Below are 21,232 nucleotides of genomic sequence, written 5' to 3' on the forward strand. Positions count from 1 at the left end.
TTTAAATTAAGTACCTTTTTTAATTGCAATAACGTGATAACCGATAGTAAATTTTTTATCTTGATCAATAATATCTAAGAAATGACATACAATCGGGACGACAAATACAAAGAATGGTAGGATAATTAACCAAATTAATGCCCACATAACACACACTAAGAAATTGATATTTAACTTCCAAGGAATAGTCATTTGTACAAAACGGATACTTTCTTGACCATAGTGTTTAAAAAATCCGCCGTTTGGTTCTATAGAGATAGCTGAAAATCCAGCTTCAGTTAAAAATTTTTGATACCAATATGGTGTATATCCACCATAAAAATGATAGGGTTCTTGATGAATTCCAGAACCTAAAGGAGCAGTCAACAGGAGCTTGCCTTCTGGGTTCAGTATGCGAGAGAATTCGTATATTACTTTGATAGGCTCTGGTACATGCTCTAAAACTTCAGTGCATAAAATCACATCAAAACTTGCATCCGTAACTGGAATATTAGTTGCGTCGCAGATATAGTCTATTTTGTCGTAACCTGTTTTTCCTCGAAGTTGCTCTGGTGTTAAGCAGGTAAAGTCTTGAGTTTTATATTCACAATGGGAAAAATAGTGCCGATATGGACATGAACCTGCGCCAATATCTATAACTGAACTATTCTCTGGGACTAAAGATGCTTGTTTAGCAACCCAAATATCTCTTTCTACTAAATTAAAGTTAAAAATTTTGCTGTTTACAAATCTGTATTTAATAGATTTCATATAGTTAAAATCTTTTTGTTTGTTCGGTTAAAAATATAACAAAATATTACAAAAACAACAGTAGGGATAGGTAAATATATTAGATTAAGAAAATGATTATAAGTATGGGCTGAGAAAAGAGTCCAAGAAATTTGGCAGTAAACTAGTAAATGCAATAAATTATTAAATGAACCTTTATAAAAGTATTTAGAAATCAATCCAAAAATTAAAGAGTAAATTATTATGCCAATTATTCCAGTACCCCAATGTATTGTACCATAAAATCCAGCACCAATAGTTGGCTCAGGACGAATAGGAAAATCTATTTCATCAAAGATTAAACCCTCATAAATTTTTTTTGGCAATAAAGAGAGTAAAGGGTATAAAAGGTTAGTTTTCTCAGGGATTAATCCTATGTCTCGACATTGAGCTTCTAAATTAATTAATGGCAATTGGAGGTATGTAATTATTTGATCAATACCTGAATCATCTGAATTACTACCAGTTCTTAATGAACCTAAAATCCCAATCAATGTTACAATAAAAACCAATCCCATAATTGATAGTATCAATCTTAAGACTGGATTTCTTGGTATATATATTATGTTAAATATATATACCAAGAAATTATTATAATAAATCGATAAACCACATGATAAAAACATAATAGTCATTAATAATGATTGACGTTTTCCTGCCATGATACCAGCAAAAATTTCAATCATTAAGATACATAAAAACCATATATTAGCTTTCCCTCTGATTTCATTTAACTTTAATGTCCAAATCAATAATATTCCATTAATAAAAAATAAAGTAACTGATAAAAAACCTAATTGACCAAAACCTGCTTCACGCTGAATACTATTGATATCTAATACGTTAGCTGTTCCCTTAACATAACCATAAATAGGAATAACACCATAGAGTTTAATAGCTAATAATATTTGAACAATAGACAAAAAAATTAAAATTTTAGTTATAAAATTTAAATCATTTAAAGAAATTTTTACTAAGAGATTAACTTTTGAATTTCTATTAGTTTTGATAATTTTAGTGCCAATCAAGAAGCTAACATAACCAATGACCCAAATGACGATAGGTAAATAGGTTATTTCATAATGATAACTTGGATTTAAACCTTGAAGATTCCATAGTATATAGGGTGAAAGTGCTTGAATCATTCCAAAAAAAAATAGTATTTCAGGAGTAAATATTGTTCGCCACATTGGTATCTATGTTTATGTAATATTTTTTACGGATTTGATTAACTAATAAAAATTTATACTTTTGTACTTTATTTACAAAAGTGACTTATAAACTAGTTGTGTTTGCTTTGCACAAATTTCCCAAGAGAAATTTTTAACTCTTTCTTGTCCTTTCATAATTAGTTCTTTACGTTTTATCTCATCAAAAACTACCTTTTCTAAAGCATCAGATATACTATCGATTTGATAAGGATCAAAATATTCTCCAGCATCTACCACAACCTCTGGGATTGAACTTATATTGCTACAAACTACAGGGCAATTAAATGACATAGCCTCAAGAAGTGGAAGTCCAAAACCTTCATACAGAGAGGGATAAACTAGGGCAGTAGCATGACTATAAAGACTCGATAACACTAAATCATCTCCTCCAATGTAAATAACTTGACCTTCTGTTAATTTCAAACTATTAATAAGAGCTTTTTCATTAGTAGAGAAATCCCTAGAGCCAAAACATACTAACTTGAAATTCTCTTTTAGAGATTCATTACTAGCATATGCTTGCAGCAATCTTTTAAAATTTTTATATTCTAATCTTCGTTCTCCAACATAAAGTAGGTATGGACACTTTATTGGGATAGAATAATCTTTAAAAGAGTTATTTTGTAAAGAGCATCCCAAATAAATAGTAAAAATTTTTTCTGCTTCTATATCTAATAATTCTAGTAAATCGTTTTTGGTATTTTCCGATATGCAGATTACACAATCTGCTCGTTTTATCGCTTCTGCTTTAATAACAGTAAAATCTCTGTCTTTTTTATTCATTGTATGTCCAAATTTTTCGTGAAGCATATCATAAACAGTTACCACTTTTTTAGATTTACTGGGTGCTATGCTTCTGTACGAATAATAAGTTTCATGAACAACATGAGGCATATAATTTGTCATACATATGTTGGATATTTGAAAATTGATAGCAGATAAAATTTTTGCAGCCTTTGGTATAAAAGGAACTTTCAATCCTTTAACCAATTCTGAATCACATTTTTTTATATATTCATTCACATATAAACCAGGAAAAATTTTCACTTCAAAATCATTAACATCAGCAGTACGAGAGGCTATTTCATATATGTAGCGGGAAATACCACCATACTTAGCCCATGAAAAAACTTGATAGTCGTAGGCAAGTTTCAGCATTTATAATTCACCAAACCAATTACTTAAATACTTCATATTATTTTTAAGCCAAATATTTAAGCTATACTTCCAAGCATTTCTTGTTATCAATTAATCAATGTAAATAATCTTAAAAATACTAACTAATCAAAAGGTAAAAGGCATTTCACCTGAACTTTAAATATTTTTCGTGAATTGGGATGAGTAACATTACCGAAAAATGAGGCAATAGCTTGAGAGAATACAGTAGCAATCGCAGCACCGACTCCAGCATAGTGAGGAATCAACAATAGATTTAGCAAAACATTGGTCATTGCGCCAATTAAGGTTCTGCGTAGAGAAAGGTGAGTTAAGCCTTCTGCAACAAACCAGGATGATGTCCCAACCCCCATAAAAACAAACAAAGAAGCCCAGATATGAATTGCTAAAATTGATCCTGCTGCTGTATAGCCATTACCAAACAGCATGGTAATTATTCTTTCAGATAGAAAGGACATTGGCACAGCAACGAAAATAGAAACTAGCACCAACAGCCGAATTAACTTTTTTATTCGTTGATAGTAGAGGTCTTCACTAACTTCTTTGGCTGCAAAAATTGCAGGATTAACTGAAGAAGCAATCGCTATTGGGATGAAATACCAAACCTCAGAAATTTTAGTAGCTGCTGAGTAGAGACCTACTGCATCATTCCCAATCAGTTCTCCTAACATAATCTGGTCAATTCTCATGTAAATTACGACAGTCAGTCCAGACAACATTAAAGGCCAACTTTCTTTGAGCAAATTCTTAGCAATTGACCAACTCCCTGCCCATAAACAGAGTGAATATCCCTTAATTTTGTAGACGAAGATTAAACCTAACGAACCCAAACTAATTTCTGCTAATCCTACCCAAGCAAAAGCAAGTAACGGGGCTTGCATTTTAATCAGAGCAACTTTTATGAGTGCAACGATCACAAAAGCTGTATTTTTAGCCAGTACAGTATATTTAGACTGCACTTGAGACTGAAACCACAAATCAATTGTGTCAAAAGCATGAAAAATTCCCGCAGTTGCCAAAATTGCGACTATACCAATAGTTAACTGATCATTCCATCGCAATATAGAAATACAACCAACTGCTAACAATACGCTGCCAAATCCACCCGCTAATTTCAGCCAAAAAACCGTTCCTAACACTTCCTCTTTCACAGTAGAGTCACGTACAAGAGAACGAATAACGAAACTATCTAAACCCAAAGTAATCAAGGGATTAAATAAAGCGACAAAGGCAGTAGCGTAATTTAAAATGCCAAACTGTTGTCTCCCTAAGTAACGGGCAATCCAGACACTTACTACTAACCCAACACCCATGCGAAGAATGCGGTCAATAAATAGCCAAGCTATATTTTGAATAACCGCCAACTTTCCAGAGCTAAATTGCTGACGAAACGACAATAAATTTTGAATTGTGTATTTACCGAACATTTAATTTCTCTTTGTAGGTTTGTGCCTGGAGTGGTTGATATTTTTACCACCGAGGCACAAACCAAAGCATTTTCAAGTCAGCGAGTAATGAAACTCAGAGGTTGTTGGAAAAGTGTTTGGCTGTGATTTTAGGTACTGATTGGTCCCCCGTAACCCCCCCTTAAAAAAGGGGGGAATAGATTCAAAGTCCCCCTTTTTAAGGGGGATTTAGGGGGATCTAAAACGTTTTGTTATCCACAATAGGACTTTTAAAACATCCCCTAAATATGCAATAGACCTCTTGTGAAATTCCGAAAATCAGATGTGTCATTCCCAATGAAATGTATAATCTTTGAGATGTTTTGCTTCGCTCAACATGACAGCTTAAGAATATATGCAAGAGGTCTAATGTAAACTTGCTGAAACATTGACGATCGCGTCTTCCACTTTCTCCATTCGCGTAGAGTATATTAGACAGAAGCTGCACAAACACCATGACATGAGCTATTAGTCATTAGGCATCATGAATCAACTGTATTAACTTCATTTAATGCCCATGACTTTACACAATCTAAATATTGAACCACCTCAGAGATAACACTGATTTATCTTAACTGTGAACCAATCAAAGCAGTCATGAACCACTAATTTTACTCAAGCCAGACTTTATCTTATCTTTATTGCGAGAATGCTTTTCTCCAGAATTAGAGTAGTAGTAATCGTAGTAATTATGACGATAATGGTCACTCTCCACGCCATTCACTACCATTCCCAAAACGCCTGCTCGTGAATGTTCTAGCAAATCCTTGGTAGCCTTAGCAGCCGCAGAATTAACTACACCAGGTCTAGCCACCAACAACATACCATCAGCCAAATTACTAACTATCATGGCATCAGCTAACATACTCATCGGTGGTGTATCTATAATGATGTAATCATAATCTTCCTTAGCTTGGGCAATTAAACTAGCCATACGCTGGGAATCTAGCAAGACAACTGGGTTAGGCGGAATTGTCCCAGCCGTTAATAAATCTAGATTAACCACTACTTCTTTAGTCGTTTTACCAAACTCGGACTGTCCCACCAAAACATTACTCAACCCCATCATATTGGGTATTTGCCAAATATCATGTTGATGGGGACGACGCATATCTGCATCAATTAATAGCACGCGCTTACCCATCTGGGCGGTAGCTACCGCTAAGTTAGCCGCAATAAAAGACTTACCCTCACCCATCACAGAACTGCTGACGACAATCACCTTCAACTCTTTATCAGAAAGAGTGAAACCCAAATTGATTTGCAGCATCTCAAAAGCTGCATTCACTGAAGAATAAGGGTTATTGAGTACAGGTAACTCTGTCGATTTTTCACCATTAGCCAATCTCGCTTTTTGGTCAAAAATCGGAATTGTACCCAACAAGGGATAATTGAGTAAGCGTTTGGCTTCTTCTGCGGTCTTCACAGACTTGTCCACAGATTCTAGTAACAAGGCAATTCCCAAAGCTGCGAAAATACCTAAAAATCCTCCCAGAGCTAAATTCAAAGCGATACGCGGAGAAATAGGTTTCTTAGGCAACAAAGCCTCAGAAATTACTCTAGCATTACCAACATTCTGGTTTTCCACCACCTGAACATCTTGCAAACGTTTCAGCATTTGTTCGTAGCTGGTACGTGCTACCTGTAACTGTCGCTCTAGACGTAACTGTGTTTGTTCCAGTCTGGGTAAACTTCTCATCCGTGCTTGGTAAAGCACAAAGGCTTTCATCAAGACACCAACTTGATTTTCCAGCCCTAACCGTTGTACCTCTATCTGTACCAAATCAGTAGTTAGAGTTTGCTGGAGTTGTCCAACTTGTAAATCCTGCTCTTCTATCGATTCATCAATACCAACAGTTTGGGAAACTCGTCGCTCCAAATGCTGTCTGAGAGCTTGTTCTTTCTCTAACAAATTTACAATTATAGGATGCTCGTCAGTATAGCGCGATCGCTCCACAGCTAACTGGTCTTGCACCTTCCGATATTCTGTTAACACCTGCTGTACAGCATTCGACTGACTCAAGGTACTAAGTGCTACAGCCTGCTTTGTTGTTAAAGCCAATTGCTTTTGCAACGCACCAGAACGGCTTCTAGCATCCGCCAGTTGCGCCTGAAGTCGGGTCATCTGGTTGGATAAATCATTCAACTGCTTGACCCCTTCTTTGGCTTCTTCCCCTAGAGAAACAACTTGGTATTTTTCTTTAAACATACGCAAAGCCAGTTCTGATTCTGCAACCTTGGCTTCCACTTGAGGTAGCTGTTTATCCAAAAATTCCCGCGCCGCTCTTGCTTCCGAACGGTTAACCAGAATATTATTTTCCAGATAAGCACTCATCAAAGAATTAATGACTTTAGCCGCCTCTTGAGCATCTGTACTGCGGTAGGAAAGCTGTAAAATATCAGTCCCGCGTACACTTTTCACCGTCAAAAGACGAAGAAAAGCATCCAATTCCAAAAGGTTTCCTTCCGCATCCTTAAGCTGTAAATCAGCAATAGTCTTCAGAGAAATCGTATTAGAACGAATCACCTCAGCTTCAGTTTCCAACGGGTTAGAAAGGTTTGTCACCCCACTAAGTTGTCCCACCTGTTCACTAACACCAGTGAGAGAAGAAACACCACTCTGCTTATTAAACAGTAGTTTGCCATTGGCTTCATAAACTGGTTTTTGGCTGAAAGTTACCAACCCCGTCAGACCAAACACAGAACCGATAATCAGGGCTATCAATAGCCAACGTCTTTTTAAAGTTAAGCAATATTGTTGAAAGTTAATAAAATCTTGTTCTTCTTGATCAGAAGGCATAATTCACCTAATAATTTTATTTATTCAGCTATCAGTTTTCATTGCATACCATGTGATTGTGAGGCTACACATAACAATGATTTATCATGTGTAATCTCAAATTTGGTATTGTTTCACTTTGCTAGCAGATACGAATCCCTAATTTATTTCCTTTTAATAAGGCATTATCAAGCTTTTTTGTCTAGATATCCTACGTATTTTTACTACATTTTTTTTTAGAGTATAATTTTTTTAAGAAGTAAAAATAATTATTTACGGCATTTATTAAGGTATAATTTCTAAATTAATACACTTCAGTTTAGGGATATAGAAACCCTTTTTCTTCAAGGAGACGGGGTTCTTTGTAGGAGCAAGATAGCTAACTAATAACTGCTAATAATAAAGTTTTTTAATTATCTCTAAATATTTAAGTAATATCCACATAGCTAAATAGTGATAATCAGTAATAAAAAATAAGGTAATAGAACTAAAATAATCAACTTCTAGTGAATATTTGGGTGTATATCAACGTTGAGAAGCATATAAATACTTTATCAAGTTGAAATCTACTGTATGAATTGCGTTACCATCTTGGGCTTTTGAGAAAATTTTAGTCTGACAACAGCTATTGGCTGTGATTATCAATTTATCTAAGGTCAGTATGGCTGGCAGGTATTCCATCTGGTAATGCCGATTTTGCTTTGCCATTTTTAATCTTTGGAAATCATACAGATGCAGATTACTCTTAGTGTTAGCAATCAAGGAAGTAAGTTATCTCAAACCCACAACATCCTCTGTATATTGCTACTGCTAGGGGATATTGTCGGTTTAGTGTTGAGTTTATCTCTAACGTTTTGGACAAATTGGGATAAAAATCTCAATACTGTTGACCTCTTTGTTAATTTATTATTTTGCTTGCTAGTCATTACTGGGCTATATCTAGCAGACACCTACCATCCAGACAACCAAATTTCAGGTTTACGCGCTCCGGCTCGGATTTTAATTACTAATTTAGTCGTAGGCTGCATCTTTTTTGTCATCCTCCATATCATTGAAAATGGGGAAAAACTAGCCTTGTGGAAATGGCAAATTTTGCTCCCTAGTCTGGGTATATTGACCATCTGGACGATATGCTTAAGAATATGGGCAGCAAAATGGGCGCGATCGCAAGCTCAAAATAGTCGATGGCTAATTGTAGGCGCGAACAAAGAAACCATCGAATTTGGCAAAACTTTTCTCCAGCACAACTCATTGGGTCGGCTAGTCATCTTAGCAACCCCAGACCAAAACACCCATAAGTTAGCTAACAATCATCGCATTTGTGTGACTAATCTCTATGACTTACCCCAATGGACACAGCAGGCGTGGTCAGGGGTAGTAGTAGCCACCCCAACAGAATTATCTGACATCCAGGTGCAGCAGTTGATGCAGTTGCGCCTAGCTGGTGTCCCCATCTACGGTATCCCAGATATTTGTGAAAACCTCTGGTACAAACTCCCTTCGTCTCTACTGCAAGATAACTGGCTGGTATTTAGTTCTGGTTATCACCTCACTTCTAGCAGCATTAGTCAAAAAATCAAGCGCGTCACAGACATAATTTTGGCATCCCTATTATTTCTAGGTTTGTTTCCCCTCATGTTACTGACAGCCTTAGCTATCAAATTAGATAGCCCTGGCTCATTTTTCTACAGTCAAGTACGGACAGGGTTAAAAGGACAAACCTTTCGGGTTTACAAATTTCGTTCCATGTATCAGGATGCGGAAAAACGCGGCGTGCAGTGGGCAAATGAAGATGATCCGCGCATTACTAGGGTTGGACGCTGGCTACGCCTGTTGAGAATTGATGAACTACCACAAATTTTCAATGTTTTATCAGGAGAAATGAGCTTAATTGGCCCTCGTCCAGAACGACCAGAATTTGATATCAAACTGCGACAAGAGATTCCCTACTATGACTTGCGTTATATCGTCAAACCCGGAATTACAGGCTGGGCGCAGGTGATGTATCCCTACGGCGCATCAGTAGAAGACGCTTACGAAAAGTTAGCTTATGACCTCTACTACATCAAGAATTATTCACAATTTTTAGATTTAGCGATCGCCTTCAAAACCATCCGGGTCGTGTTATTAGGTAAAGGCAGATGAAAAAGAAAATTTTAGTCACAGGCGGAGCAGGATATATCGGCTCTCACGTAGTCCGCCAATTGGGTGCAGCCGGCTATGATGCCGTGATCTATGACAATTGTTCTACAGGTTCAGCCCAAGCCGTCCTCCACGGTGATTTAATCATTGGGGATTTAGCAGATTTAGATACTCTTTACCGGGTGTTTTTCCAGCATCAATTTACCGCCGTTCTACACTTTGCTGCTAGTCTCAACGTCCCGGAATCAGTGGCTCATCCCCTGGAATACTACGCCAACAACACCCGTAACACCCTAAACTTACTGCGTTGTTGTAGCGATATGGGTGTTAATCAAATCATCTTTTCCAGCACAGCCGCCGTCTATGGACAACCAGCAACCAATCCTGTCACCGAGTCCACACCCACCGAACCCATTAACCCCTACGGACGCTCAAAACTTTCCTGTGAATGGCTAATTCGAGACTACGCCACAGCCTCATCTCTGCGGTACGTAATTTTACGCTACTTTAATATCGCCGGCGCAGAACCTGGCGGCAGACTAGGGCAAATGTCCAAAAATGTCTCTCATTTAATCGGAGTAGCCTGTAATGCCGCACTCAAACGCCAACCAGGTATACGCATTTTTGGTACAGATTTTCCCACCCCAGATGGCACAGCAATTAGGGATTATCTTCATGTTGAAGACTTAGCAACAGCACATTTAGACGCTTTGCGCTACCTAGAAGAAGGTCAAGAGAGCCAAATTCTCAATTGTGGTTATGGACAAGGGTATAGTGTGCGGCAAGTCATTGAACGAGTGAAAGTCATATCTGGAGTAGATTTCCCGGTCATCGAAACAGATCGCAGGCCTGGAGATCCAGCTTGTGTCATCACCTGTGCCGACAGAATCCGTCAAGTATTGGGATGGAAACCCAAATATAATGATTTGGATCTGATCGTTTATACAACCCTGGCGTGGGAAATGCGTCAGAAAGGTGCAACACCCAATTTAATAACTCAACCCAAATTCACAACTCAACCAAAAGTAGCCTAACGTTTGTAGTGAAGACTTCACTTCAACCTTTGTAAAAACATCAACAGCAAGAAATGATCATTTCAGGCCGCTTTCACTGGATGCCGGATTTCAATTACCATGTGTATTGTCATCCATCTTCATGGGCTACATTAACCTAGCCAGCGATCGCTATGCCTAAATCTAAAAAAGCTTCTGATTCTATTAATTTAAACAATCCACAATATTATATTAACCGAGAGTTAAGCTGGTTAGAATTCAACAATCGGGTATTACATGAAGCTTGCGATCCACGCACACGGTTGTTAGAACGATTGAAGTTTTTAGCAATTTTCAGTTCTAACTTAGATGAATTTTTTATGGTACGGGTTGCAGCTCTCAAGCAACAGGTAGAAGCGAAGGTGAGTAAGTTAACCCCCGATGGACGCACCCCACAACAGCAGTTAGATGATATTCGCTTACACCTTATACCTCAAGTCAGCAAAGAACACCAACAATTTGAACAAGTTATCCGTCCATTGTTGGCTGGTCAGGGTATTCATATCCTGGATTACATTAACCTGACTCAAAAGCAGCGCACCTATCTAGATAATTATTTTGAAGACCAAATTTTCCCTGTTCTGACACCCTTAGCAGTTGACCCCAGCCATCCCTTTCCCTACATTTCTAATCTCAGCTTGAATTTGGCGGTTCTGGTGAAAAATCCGGACACAGACGAGGAATTTTTTGCGAGGGTGAAAGTTCCCAGCGTCTTGCCACGATTTTTGCCCCTACCGCCAGAGTTGGGCATTAATATGGAAAATGGCAAACCAGCTAACTGGACTGGTGTACCCTTAGAACAGGCGATCGCTCATAATTTAGAGTCTCTGTTTCCAGGGATGAATATCCAGGAATATCATCCTTTCCGCATAACGCGTGATGCTGATTTGACTTTAGAAGAAGACGAAGCTGATGACTTATTACTCGCTATAGAACAAGAACTAAGAAAACGCCGCATCGGTGGAAACCCTGTCCGCATCGAAATCCAATCCCAAACCCCTGAACCAATACGTACTAGGTTATTACAAGATTTAGAACTCACAGAAAATGATGTGTACCAAGCGGAAGGTCTGTTAGGACTGCGAGATTTGATGTATTTTATGGCCTTACCCTTGCCAGAACTCAAAGATCCACCACGCCAGTCTGTAGTACCGATGCGCTTGCAACGATTAGGAGAACCTAGTCTAGACCGCGATGTGTTGGAGTTAGAAGAGGGTAAAGATTTCTTTTCTGTAATTAGAGAAAAAGATTTATTTGTCCACCATCCCTATCAATCTTTTTCAGCTACAGTGGTACGCTTTATCACCCATGCTGCCCACGACCCGAATGTACTAGCCATTAAAATGACTTTGTACCGTACTTCTGGGGATTCGCCAATTGTTAATGCCTTAATTGCCGCAGCAGAAAATGGCAAACAGGTATCAGTCTTGGTGGAATTAAAAGCCCGATTTGACGAAGAAAATAATATTTACTGGGCAAGGCGATTAGAAAGGGTGGGGGTACACGTTGTTTACGGTTTGGTTGGTTTAAAAACCCATTGCAAAACCGTCATGGTGGTGCGCCGAGAAAAAGACAGGATGCGCCGCTATGTACATATCGGTACGGGCAACTATAATCCTAAAACGGCACGACTATATACAGATGTAGGTTTATTTAGTTGTCGAGAAGAATTAGGTGCTGATATTACAGATTTATTTAATTTCTTGACAGGATATTCGCGGCAGAAATCTTATCGAGAATTATTGGTTGCGCCTGTGAATATGCGCGATCGCTTTTTGGAATTAATTCATCGTGAAATTACCAATGTCAAAAACGGCTGCACAGGTCGCATTGTGGCCAAGATGAATTCCCTTGTTGATCCCCAAATTATTACTACTTTGTATGAAGCCTCTCGCGCCGGCGTACAAATTGACTTGATCATACGAGGCATTTGCTGCTTACGTCCAGGGCTGCCTGACTTGAGTGAAAATATTCGTGTGATTAGTATTATTGGCCGATTTTTAGAACACTCGCGAATGTATTATTTCTACAACAACGGCCAAGAAGAAATTTATATTGGTAGTGCTGATTGGATGAGCCGGAACTTAGACCGTCGAGTGGAAGTAATTACCCCCATAAAAGACCAAGATATTGCTAAAGACTTGCAAGAAATATTGGGAATAATGCTAGCAGATAATCGTCAAGCTTGGGATTTACAAGGTGATGGGACTTATATTCAACGCCGTCCTGGAGATGATTGCCCCGAATCTCACTCCCAAAACACACTGATGAATATGGCCTTAGGTTCAACTGGGATAACAGCAAATTTAATTGATGCCAAAAAAAGTTCTTCATTAACAGATAATTAGATCAAGTCCATTCTTTATCAAAACTTCAATTTTTTTATAAGAAGTTTTATCAATTCCTCTGCTTATGTACCAATTATTCAACCATAAGATAGAGTAGTTATTAGTAGTTGTTCCCATAGACTAGAGGGATTATCGTATTTACTTTTTCCCTGGAATGTTAATGTTCTCCTGTGAGTCTTCTACCTTACGAGTTCTAGTGGTTGACGATCATGAACTGACTCGTTTAACACTAAAATTAGCTTTCGCAGGTCAGGAAAATATTCAAGTTGTGGGTTTAGCTAGTAACGGTCAAGAAGCTATAGAAATGGTAAAAGATTTTCATCCTGATGTGATTGTTCTGGATTTACAGATGCCAATTATGGATGGTTGGAGTGCTTCTGGACATATTAAAGCCCTTTCTCCCAAAACTCAGATATTGGCTTATTCTTCGGTCGAAGAAGCTGCTTTGCCTGACAAAAACACAATGTTTAACTTTGATGAAGTATGTAAAAAAGATGTTCCTACCAGTGAACTAGTTGCTTTAGTCAGACAACTAGGAAAAAGTGTAGGTAATAATTCTATTTCTAGGTAGATAAAAGGAGCTAGTATTGCAAGGCAAAAGTCAAAATTCAAAACTCAACAAGCTTATATCTCAAAGCTTTTACTTGTTTGAAATGGTAGATTGATTTATGCCATGCTTTACTAGCCTCTAGCCGCCATACTAGATTAATTATTCTCTGGTTGTGGAATAGTACGTCTAAATTCTTCAATCAATTCATCTAGTTCTTCCAAGGCTTGATTTACGTCAACTCTCAAAATTCCCAAATTTGGTTGCTCTAAAAGGCTCAGTAGGTACTCACGTTTACTTTCAACGATCGCAATCCTCTCTTTGAGTGTCTGTAAATCCATTGTTTTTTCTCCTTATATTATCTCTAAGTTTAAAGTTAACTCAAAAAAGCCATGCTTGTAACACATCTCGATTAGGGCAACTAGCGATCGCATCAGGAAATTTAGTGCCTAATTTGATGATAATAAAGCTAGATGTGTTAAGAATTTATACGATTCTGAGATTATGTTACGTAAAATTTCTCTGGGAACTCTTGGTTTAAGCGTCGGTGGCATATTGATTATCGTAGGCTTTGTTGCTTACGCTGCGGATAACGCTACACTGAATTTAGTGGGATTTTTCTACGGCTTTCCACTGTTTCTAGGAGGATTAGCACTCAAAGCTAATGAAATCAAGCCGATTCCCTTCAGCAAACCAACTCAACCATCAGTTTTATTATTGCGAGAACAGCAAGCAACTGTTACCCAAAATAAAATTCGTAAAGATATTACTCGTTATTGCTATGGACAGGATGCCCATTTAGATAGTGCGCTTTCTTATCTGGGTCTAGGCCTTTCGGATGACGAAAGACCCATAATCACAGGTTTACGGGAAACAGAAATTAATGGTGCTTACGCCTTAATTTTAGAATTTGATTCGCCATCCGTACAAATTAGCGATTGGCAGGAAAAGCAAGAAAAAATGACTAAATACTTTGGTCCAGAAATAGAGATAAAAATTACATTAGTCAATGAAAATCAAATTGAATTAGCCGTGATTACTAATAAATAGTCATTAGGAATCAGGCGTGGGCATTAAATAACTGATGTTGATGTAAGATTTCAGTTATTTAATGCTAATTCTTGTAGAAGAGTAGGCACTGTTTTTCCTGTGCTGAAATCCTAATCTTTATGTTATTGGCATTGCCTAGCTTACGGTTATTAAAATGGTGTGCCATATTTAGATAAATTTTCCGTCACAACTTTCTGTTGGACAGATATAGTTACTTTTCTAAACGTACTGCATACCATTGCAAATATTTGCCAATTCCTACATCCAATTCACAACTTGTGTCAATTAAATGTTGGGCTTGGGCTGCTGGAGAATCAAACTGTTGTAACTCAAATGGCAAATCTTTAAAATCAATTTTTTGTAATTCGCTTTTGAGCTTTTCTAATAATTCTGTTGTTGTCAGAAACTGTTCTGGTTGATTTGTTTCTAAAACCACAAAATTATCCTGTTGATACATTAATGGATCAGGCATAAAATAGATTAACTTAATGCGTGGATATAATTAATTTGCTGTTTGCCTTTTACTTCCTTCTCTCGCCAACTTATTTGTATTGATCTTAATTTTAGACACATTGCTGACATTTTGCCGAAAAATTCACCTAATCCTCTAAAACTTAGTATATAAAATAACTTTTTTAAGTGATTTTACTAAATCAAATTGCCGAATGCAACTGAAAATAAAGTCTTGTTAATAGCTTTATATTAACATGGTGTAATTTATGTAATTACCCCAAATAAATATCCAAAATCAAACTTTTGAAAAATGCCGAATAAATTGCTAGCAATCAAGCAAGATGCTGGTTAAGCTAACTTTCTCAGGTCATTTGGTGATAGAACTACTTTATTAAACTAGTATCTAAAATGACTATATTGGTAGAGATATAAACTTGGTATTTAAAGTTTTGCATACCATCGCAATTAAATGCTAGCAAGCGGGAACTATAAAAGTAACATTTCTTAGCATAGCTAGACATGAGTATTAAGGTATTTGTTACCTTAATTACCTGTATACAGGAATCCTAAATGATATATGAAAAATTTTCAGTAATGTAGGGTGGGCTTTGTCAACCAAAACCTAGATATAGTGGGCTACGTGTATTTTAAAAATCCAATCAGATACCTATATATTGATAAATTGTCTATGCAACTTAGTATGATGTCGTTTTCTTCGCTAAAGATTATCGAACAGTTTTTCATCCACACAAGTTTTCGAGGTAGATCGGATAGATGCGTTTTGAGAATTCCCATATTGATAAGTGAGCGATGATCTTTAGGCGATCGCATCATTACTTGTCACTGTTTACACACATGATCTAGTCGGACAGTAACACAATCGCCATTAAAGAGTAAATTAGCACAAGATATTTTGCATATTGCTTGTGACCTGATCAAAACTAAGTCATTATTTTACTCTCCAACTAGTTATTCACCTAAATATGGCTACTTTAAACAAATTTCGGTTACAAGTAATTAATTTACAGGAGCAGGATTTTTCTAGGTTTGCTCCTTTTAAACTCTGAGGATTTCTGTGGAACGCAACTCATGTCACGCATAAGCCCATATTCTCTTAAAGAACCTCCTGTCATTTTGGTGGCTGATGATGACACAACCATCCGAACCATGTTGCGTAAAGTCATGGAAAAAGAAGGCTATCGAGTCATTGAGGTGACAGATGGGAAGCAGTGCTTAGATGCTTATGAGACTGTCAAACCAGATATAGTCCTGCTAGATGCTGTGATGCCTGTTATGGATGGCTTTACGTGCTGTAAGCAATTACTACAAATTGCTAGAAATAATTTAATGTCAGCTTTGGCAAATCTAGATACTGATTCTGGATTAGGTAATACCGTCATCTCAAAACTATGGGAGCGGACTCCTATATTAATGATTACCAGCTTGAATGATGAAGAATCTGTAGATCGTGCTTTTGAAGCAGGCGCAACAGATTACATCACAAAGCCAATTCATTGGGCTGTGTTGCGTCAACGTCTACGTAGACTGCTACAACAAGCACAAGTTTATAAACAATTGGAAGCTGCAAACTTAGCCTTGCAGGAACTGGCTCATGTCGATGGCTTAACTGGCTTGGCTAATCGCCGTCGTTTTGATAACTATTTGAATACGCAGTGGATTAACCTAGCACAAGCAAGAGTGCCTTTATCGCTGATTTTGTGTGATATTGACTTTTTCAAACTTTACAATGACTGCTATGGGCATCCGGCTGGTGACGATTGTTTACAAAAAGTAGGTCATGTTTTAAACCATACAGCAGAGAAACATCGAGATTTGGTAGCCCGTTATGGCGGTGAAGAATTTGCTGTAATCATGCCTTATACTCACGCAGCCGGTGCAGTTCACGTTGCCACCATGATGCAAAATGGCGTTGGTGATTTACATATTGTCCATGAAAAATCTACTGTGAGTCAATATCTGACTCTAAGTATGGGTGTAGCGACTATGATACCAAGCTGGGAATTAGCCCCCTCAGATTTAATTGCCGCAGCAGATAAAGCTCTTTACCAAGCAAAGGAGAAAGGGCGCAATCGGATTTGTTTGTTATCGGAGAGTGAAGGTAATTCGTAATTCGTAATTCGTAATTCGTAATTCGTCAAGAGGGGTAAACTGGCAAAGTAAAGTGAAACCATGCACCACCATAAGGGTTAGAGTCTACCCAAATTTGGCCGTAATGCGCTCTGACGATACGTTGGCATAGACAAAGACCGATACCGTAACCTTCTGTACCTTCATCTCGTTCTAGGCGGTAGTGGTTTTCAAAAATGCGATCGCGATTTTCTACTGGGATGCCAGGGCCAGTATCACCTATGCTGAACTGAACTTTTTGGGTAGTGCGGTGCAAGCCGGCGATGCTGATTGTGCCACATTCTGGGGTGTATTTAATGGCATTATCCAAAAGGTTGATCAAGACTTGGCGGATACGTTCTGGATCAGCATAGACATAGGGTAAGTCTTGAGGGATGTCGGTTTCTATCTTTTGGGATTTAGTAATGTAGCGATCGCGCAATTCTTCTAATATATCTAAGCACAGTTGACCGAGATGTGTTTTCTGCGGTGTAATGGGAAACTCAGTATCATGCCCCCTACCCACCTGCAATAGATCCGCAATCATTCTGTCAATTGTCTTAGTCTGACTGCGGGCTTGTTTTAATAAATGGGCAATTAAGGCTGGTTTGAGGCGTTGAAATTCACCAGTTTCTAGATTGTAGTTAGATTGTAAAGTTTCAATGGCGATCGCCGCAGCTGTCAAGGGATTGCGGAGGTCATGGGCTAGCATCCCAATTACCCTATCTTTAAACTGTAACTGCTCTAGAAGTTTTTCTTTTTCTTGTTTGAGGTGAAAAATTTCGTCGGAAAGTCGAATTAGTTCCGCAGAAACTGCAACAGAACGGATGGTTGATTTTGGTTGTGAGGTTCGCCCATTGTCCTCTACACGTTCTTGTAAGTCCTCTTGGAGTTTGAGGTAAGTTTCTACAGCTGCTTGCCAACGAGGCCACCAGCTTTTAAGTTGAGAAATAATATTACTACCGGCAAGAACTTGTCTAGGTTCTGGGTGAATTTTGATTAAGGCTGGTGTTGCCACTAACTTAAAATGTTCTGCTAAATAAGGTTGTTGTCCAACATCGATAATTTGCAGTTCAAAGTTATACTCAGCCTGTAATTCTTTTAAGTAAGCACGGATACGCTGCACCTGTTGTTTGGACTTGGGTCGTCCATCAATAAACAGTAGCAGTTGGAGTGGAGCATCAGAATAGATCGGCTGATCCTGGGAAACTTGCATGTAATCGTGTTTCAGCACTGGTAACAACCTGGCGACGTTTTGCAGAAGTTAGACTAGACTGACAGTTGTCGATGGTCGTTCGTTTTTTTCTCAACTTAATATCTATTTTAGATTTTTCATACTCCCTTCTGATCGGGGTTTTTGACATGAGATACATCTTTTTGAGCTTTTTGCTTCCAATTGGGCTAACTTGTTCGGATGGAAAGGTCTTTGCTGTGCAGTATCAACCTCCATCTTCTGTAAATCATACTCTGGTAGTAGAGTCAACAGAGGAAAATTTTTATACTCAGGCAAGTCAGATCATACAGCAACAGTTGGATTTAATTGCACGGATTGAGCAAGCACTAGTAACTCCTGATGCCAATCGAATGCGATCTGTACGAGGACAGTTAATTTCCCAAACTAAAATTACTGAAGGGTTTCTTCAGCGTCAACACTTCAGAGCGAAAAGTTTGTGTAATTCCCCAGATGCTTCCCCTGTGTCTGGTAACTTCACCAAGTCACAAGCCCAAATTTATTGCTCCTTGTATGCTTCTAGCCAGGAATTAGTAAAACTTGCGCCTGTGCTGGATATGAGTTTATCTCGCCGGGGTGAATTAGCTTTGGTGAGAAAGTTACCCCTAGTGAGTGGTGAACGTCAATCAGACCCAGTGCTGTCGATTGCGCCTGTGCAGTATCCCTATCTTAACCAGCCAGCAACACCCTTTGCGACCTGGGAACCAAATCTAGCACAACAGTCTCCCAAGTCCTTTGACTCTTCTACATTACCAATTATCGGTAGAGTTGCTAAAACAGCCATAGCTAACTATAAACCACCTGTACAACCTGCGATCGCAGCACCCCAATCAGCCCTTGCGATTTTGGCTAATGCCAAACGGTTTCTCAGTACAGCCCAAGTTAACTTTCCTGTTGGTCATCAATTTACAGATGCTCAGGAAACTGCTGTCACCCTTGATCGGTTTACTTACGGCTTAGATCCCCAAGAACCGCAAATTTACGCTCAGTTTCTACAATTACCCCGGACTGGCATTTTTCGCGTGTTAACTGCTTCAGCGTACCAACGCCCCATCAATAGGATGACGAATCGGTTGCAACCTAAAGTCAGTGAGCGTTATCCTTTCCCTGTTTTGGGTAATGCTAAAGGAAGTCTTAAACCTAGTTTAGCACTGAAGTTAGTTGGCGATCGCTTTCAAATGCAGCATTCAGGAGTAGATTACAGTTTTATGGTGGATCTGGGAAATATCCCATTAGAGAAGTTGGATGGCAAACTCCAAGGTATAGCCTCATCCACACGGGAATTTTTTCTCAACTACCAACCACCCAAGCAATTAGAAACTTTGCAAGTAGAAAGACGCAGATTTTTGACTGGTAAAGACCAAAACTGGAATCAGAGCCAAGTAATGTTGGCTGATGCTCCAGCTAAATTGAATCATACCTATTTAGTCAGAACTCTCCAATTTCAGCTACCAGAAATTGTCTTAAATAGCCAGCTAATTCCGTCCGAAAGAAGACGCTACCTAGACGAATTACAACAAATCCAAAGTAGTGACATGATTGTAGCTTTCCGTCCAGTGCGTCAGCGTGCTGATGGTAGTTATACTATGTTGTGGCGAGTTGTACGTGAGTTACCTGCACCACAAATTTTAAATTTGTAAGGATATGAGGGGGTAGGGGGGATATTAAAGCTTTACCTTGTTCAAAGCTTCAAGATATCAAACAGTTCCACTTACGAATATTCATGTAGAAAAAAATTGACTTTGGTAAGATTTTAGAAGAACCTCAGTACAATTTCTCAGCAAACATGGATATTCTTCAAGACGCTCCTCACGTTGCCATATTTCTACGGACACTTGTGGGTGGTGGAGCTAAAAGAGTCATGCTTAACTTAGCAAATACCCTGACTGAGCAAAATTTCAAAGTAGATTTGGTACTCAGTCATCTAGGCGGGCCTTACTTATCACAGGTATCATCTAAAGTGCGAATTGTCGATCTAAAAGCACCAAAGTTGCCCTTAAGTTTGCCGAAATTGGTAAGTTATTTACGTCAAAACAAACCACTCAACTTACTATCAGCCTTACATTACCCTTGCGAAGTTGCTATATGGGCTAAATATATTTCTGGAGTTTCTACACAAGTAATTGTATCGGAGCGTAATACACTTTCCCAAGAAGCTAAATATTCCCCTGAAATCACAGCGCGGCTGACACCTTTAGCCGCTCGGCTATTTTACCCGTTAGCAGATAAAGTGATTGCTATTTCCAAAGGAGTAGCGAATGATTTGGCGCAAATTACTAAAATTCCTGCCGAAAGCATTCAAGTAATCTACAATCCAGTGATTACCCAGGAAATACTGCACAAGGCACAAGAAAGTGTCGAACACCCTTGGTTTCAACCAGGAGAATTACCAGTAATTTTGAGTGTAGGACGGTTGATGCAGCAAAAAGACTTTCCGATTTTAATTCGAGCTTTTGCGCGAGTTTTAAAGGTGCGTTCGGCGCGACTGGTGATTTTGGGTAGTGGGCGAGAGCGATCGCATCTGGATAAACTAGTACGAGAATTGGGCTTGCAAGATCATGTCGCGATGCTAGGATTTCAAAAAAATCCCTACGCTTTCATGGCACGAGCTTCAGTCTTCGCTCTATCATCAGCATGGGAAGGATTTGGTAATGTACTTGTAGAAGCAATGGCTTTAGGTACACCTGTAGTCTCTACAGACTGTCCCAATGGCCCTGGGGAAATCCTCAATCGTGGTAAATACGGTTTACTAGTACCAGTTGGTGACGATGCGGCTATGGCCGAGGCAATTGTCAATACTTTATCTGGCAATTGTCCAACCGTTGATTCACATTGGCTAGAGCAATTCACTTCCCATGCAGCTATGAATAAATATATCAAGCTTCTAGATATTGCTTAGTACA

16 protein-coding genes are annotated in these 21,232 nt (G+C 38.6%); 8 read left to right on the top strand and 8 right to left on the bottom strand.

The window, feature by feature from the left end:
* Positions 1–6: 6 nt before the first annotated feature.
* The 5 genes from VB693_RS13340 to VB693_RS13360 all read right to left on the bottom strand — a co-directional run bounded on the left by VB693_RS13340 (position 7) and on the right by VB693_RS13360 (position 7,400).
* A complete protein-coding gene (locus VB693_RS13340) occupies positions 7–750 on the bottom strand; it encodes a class I SAM-dependent methyltransferase (RefSeq protein WP_323266691.1) in 744 nt (247 codons plus the stop codon).
* The gene (locus VB693_RS13345) at positions 747–1,958 is read right to left on the bottom strand and encodes an O-antigen polymerase (protein WP_323266692.1); all 1,212 of its coding nucleotides are present in this window, start codon (positions 1,956–1,958) and stop codon (positions 747–749) included. Before VB693_RS13345 ends, VB693_RS13340 begins: the two co-directional genes overlap by 4 nt.
* Positions 1,959–2,030: 72 nt before the next feature.
* Positions 2,031–3,137: a glycosyltransferase family 1 protein gene (locus VB693_RS13350; RefSeq protein ID WP_323266693.1), complete on the bottom strand. Its 1,107-nt coding sequence runs from the start codon at positions 3,135–3,137 to the stop codon at positions 2,031–2,033.
* Positions 3,138–3,259: 122 nt separating this feature from the next.
* Positions 3,260–4,582, bottom strand: a complete 1,323-nt coding sequence (locus VB693_RS13355; protein WP_323266694.1) for a flippase — start codon at positions 4,580–4,582, stop codon at positions 3,260–3,262.
* 613 nt (positions 4,583–5,195) lie between these two features.
* Positions 5,196–7,400: a polysaccharide biosynthesis tyrosine autokinase gene (locus VB693_RS13360; RefSeq protein WP_323266695.1), complete on the bottom strand. Its 2,205-nt coding sequence runs from the start codon at positions 7,398–7,400 to the stop codon at positions 5,196–5,198.
* 711 nt (positions 7,401–8,111) lie between these two features.
* On the opposite strand from VB693_RS13360, the gene VB693_RS13365 reads away from it, so the two are divergent.
* From VB693_RS13365 to VB693_RS13380, 4 genes are all read left to right on the top strand, one after another.
* Positions 8,112–9,524, top strand: a complete 1,413-nt coding sequence (locus VB693_RS13365) for a sugar transferase (protein ID WP_323266696.1) — start codon at positions 8,112–8,114, stop codon at positions 9,522–9,524.
* Complete coding sequence (gene galE / locus VB693_RS13370) at positions 9,521–10,555, top strand: UDP-glucose 4-epimerase GalE (protein WP_323266697.1); 1,035 nt, start codon at positions 9,521–9,523, stop codon at positions 10,553–10,555. Before VB693_RS13365 ends, galE begins: the two co-directional genes overlap by 4 nt.
* Positions 10,556–10,707: 152 nt before the next feature.
* On the top strand, positions 10,708–12,921 hold the full coding sequence (gene ppk1 / locus VB693_RS13375) for a polyphosphate kinase 1 (protein ID WP_323266698.1): 2,214 nt from the start codon (positions 10,708–10,710) through the stop codon (positions 12,919–12,921).
* 154 nt (positions 12,922–13,075) lie between these two features.
* Positions 13,076–13,492, top strand: a complete 417-nt coding sequence (locus VB693_RS13380; protein WP_190705121.1) for a response regulator — start codon at positions 13,076–13,078, stop codon at positions 13,490–13,492.
* A 134-nt stretch (positions 13,493–13,626) separates the two neighbouring features.
* Here VB693_RS13380 and VB693_RS13385 read toward each other — a convergent pair whose 3' ends face one another.
* Positions 13,627–13,809 carry a hypothetical protein gene (locus VB693_RS13385; RefSeq protein ID WP_190705123.1) on the bottom strand — a complete coding sequence of 61 codons (183 nt, stop codon included), beginning with the start codon at positions 13,807–13,809 and terminating at the stop codon, positions 13,627–13,629.
* A gap of 163 nt (positions 13,810–13,972) precedes the next feature.
* Here VB693_RS13385 and VB693_RS13390 point away from each other — a divergent pair, with 163 nt between their 5' ends.
* Complete coding sequence (locus VB693_RS13390; RefSeq protein ID WP_323266699.1) at positions 13,973–14,518, top strand: DUF2854 domain-containing protein; 546 nt, start codon at positions 13,973–13,975, stop codon at positions 14,516–14,518.
* A gap of 211 nt (positions 14,519–14,729) precedes the next feature.
* Here the strand turns inward: VB693_RS13390 and VB693_RS13395 are convergent, their stop codons facing one another.
* The gene (locus VB693_RS13395; RefSeq protein ID WP_323266700.1) at positions 14,730–14,990 is read right to left on the bottom strand and encodes a chlororespiratory reduction protein 7; all 261 of its coding nucleotides are present in this window, start codon (positions 14,988–14,990) and stop codon (positions 14,730–14,732) included.
* Positions 14,991–16,060: 1,070 nt separating this feature from the next.
* Between VB693_RS13395 and VB693_RS13400 the strand changes: the two genes are divergently transcribed.
* Positions 16,061–17,101, top strand: a complete 1,041-nt coding sequence (locus tag VB693_RS13400) for a PleD family two-component system response regulator (protein WP_323266701.1) — start codon at positions 16,061–16,063, stop codon at positions 17,099–17,101.
* A gap of 25 nt (positions 17,102–17,126) precedes the next feature.
* On the opposite strand, the gene VB693_RS13405 is transcribed toward VB693_RS13400, so the two are convergent.
* Entirely contained in the window at positions 17,127–18,332 is a 1,206-nt protein-coding gene (locus VB693_RS13405; protein ID WP_323266702.1) for a histidine kinase, read from the bottom strand.
* 128 nt (positions 18,333–18,460) lie between these two features.
* Here VB693_RS13405 and VB693_RS13410 point away from each other — a divergent pair, with 128 nt between their 5' ends.
* Positions 18,461–19,969, top strand: a complete 1,509-nt coding sequence (locus VB693_RS13410; protein ID WP_323266703.1) for a hypothetical protein — start codon at positions 18,461–18,463, stop codon at positions 19,967–19,969.
* A gap of 146 nt (positions 19,970–20,115) precedes the next feature.
* Entirely contained in the window at positions 20,116–21,228 is a 1,113-nt protein-coding gene (locus tag VB693_RS13415) for a glycosyltransferase (RefSeq protein ID WP_323266704.1), read from the top strand.
* The last annotated feature ends 4 nt before the right edge of the window (positions 21,229–21,232 follow it).

This window comes from Anabaena sp. UHCC 0399 (assembly GCF_034931465.1).
Lineage (GTDB): Bacteria > Cyanobacteriota > Cyanobacteriia > Cyanobacteriales > Nostocaceae > Trichormus > Trichormus minutissimus.

What these genes read in the sequence shown, in the direction of transcription:
- VB693_RS13340 (WP_323266691.1), bottom strand. Translation starts at nt 750, where the DNA reads ATGAAATCTATTAAATACAGATTTGTAAACAGCAAAATTTTTAACTTT.
- VB693_RS13345 (WP_323266692.1), bottom strand. Translation starts at nt 1,958, where the DNA reads ATGTGGCGAACAATATTTACTCCTGAAATACTATTTTTTTTTGGAATG.
- VB693_RS13350 (WP_323266693.1), bottom strand. Translation starts at nt 3,137, where the DNA reads ATGCTGAAACTTGCCTACGACTATCAAGTTTTTTCATGGGCTAAGTAT.
- VB693_RS13355 (WP_323266694.1), bottom strand. Translation starts at nt 4,582, where the DNA reads ATGTTCGGTAAATACACAATTCAAAATTTATTGTCGTTTCGTCAGCAA.
- VB693_RS13360 (WP_323266695.1), bottom strand. Translation starts at nt 7,400, where the DNA reads ATGCCTTCTGATCAAGAAGAACAAGATTTTATTAACTTTCAACAATAT.
- VB693_RS13365 (WP_323266696.1), top strand. Translation starts at nt 8,112, where the DNA reads ATGCAGATTACTCTTAGTGTTAGCAATCAAGGAAGTAAGTTATCTCAA.
- galE (WP_323266697.1), top strand. Translation starts at nt 9,521, where the DNA reads ATGAAAAAGAAAATTTTAGTCACAGGCGGAGCAGGATATATCGGCTCT.
- ppk1 (WP_323266698.1), top strand. Translation starts at nt 10,708, where the DNA reads ATGCCTAAATCTAAAAAAGCTTCTGATTCTATTAATTTAAACAATCCA.
- VB693_RS13380 (WP_190705121.1), top strand. Translation starts at nt 13,076, where the DNA reads ATGTTAATGTTCTCCTGTGAGTCTTCTACCTTACGAGTTCTAGTGGTT.
- VB693_RS13385 (WP_190705123.1), bottom strand. Translation starts at nt 13,809, where the DNA reads ATGGATTTACAGACACTCAAAGAGAGGATTGCGATCGTTGAAAGTAAA.
- VB693_RS13390 (WP_323266699.1), top strand. Translation starts at nt 13,973, where the DNA reads ATGTTACGTAAAATTTCTCTGGGAACTCTTGGTTTAAGCGTCGGTGGC.
- VB693_RS13395 (WP_323266700.1), bottom strand. Translation starts at nt 14,990, where the DNA reads ATGCCTGATCCATTAATGTATCAACAGGATAATTTTGTGGTTTTAGAA.
- VB693_RS13400 (WP_323266701.1), top strand. Translation starts at nt 16,061, where the DNA reads ATGTCACGCATAAGCCCATATTCTCTTAAAGAACCTCCTGTCATTTTG.
- VB693_RS13410 (WP_323266703.1), top strand. Translation starts at nt 18,461, where the DNA reads ATGAGATACATCTTTTTGAGCTTTTTGCTTCCAATTGGGCTAACTTGT.
- VB693_RS13415 (WP_323266704.1), top strand. Translation starts at nt 20,116, where the DNA reads ATGGATATTCTTCAAGACGCTCCTCACGTTGCCATATTTCTACGGACA.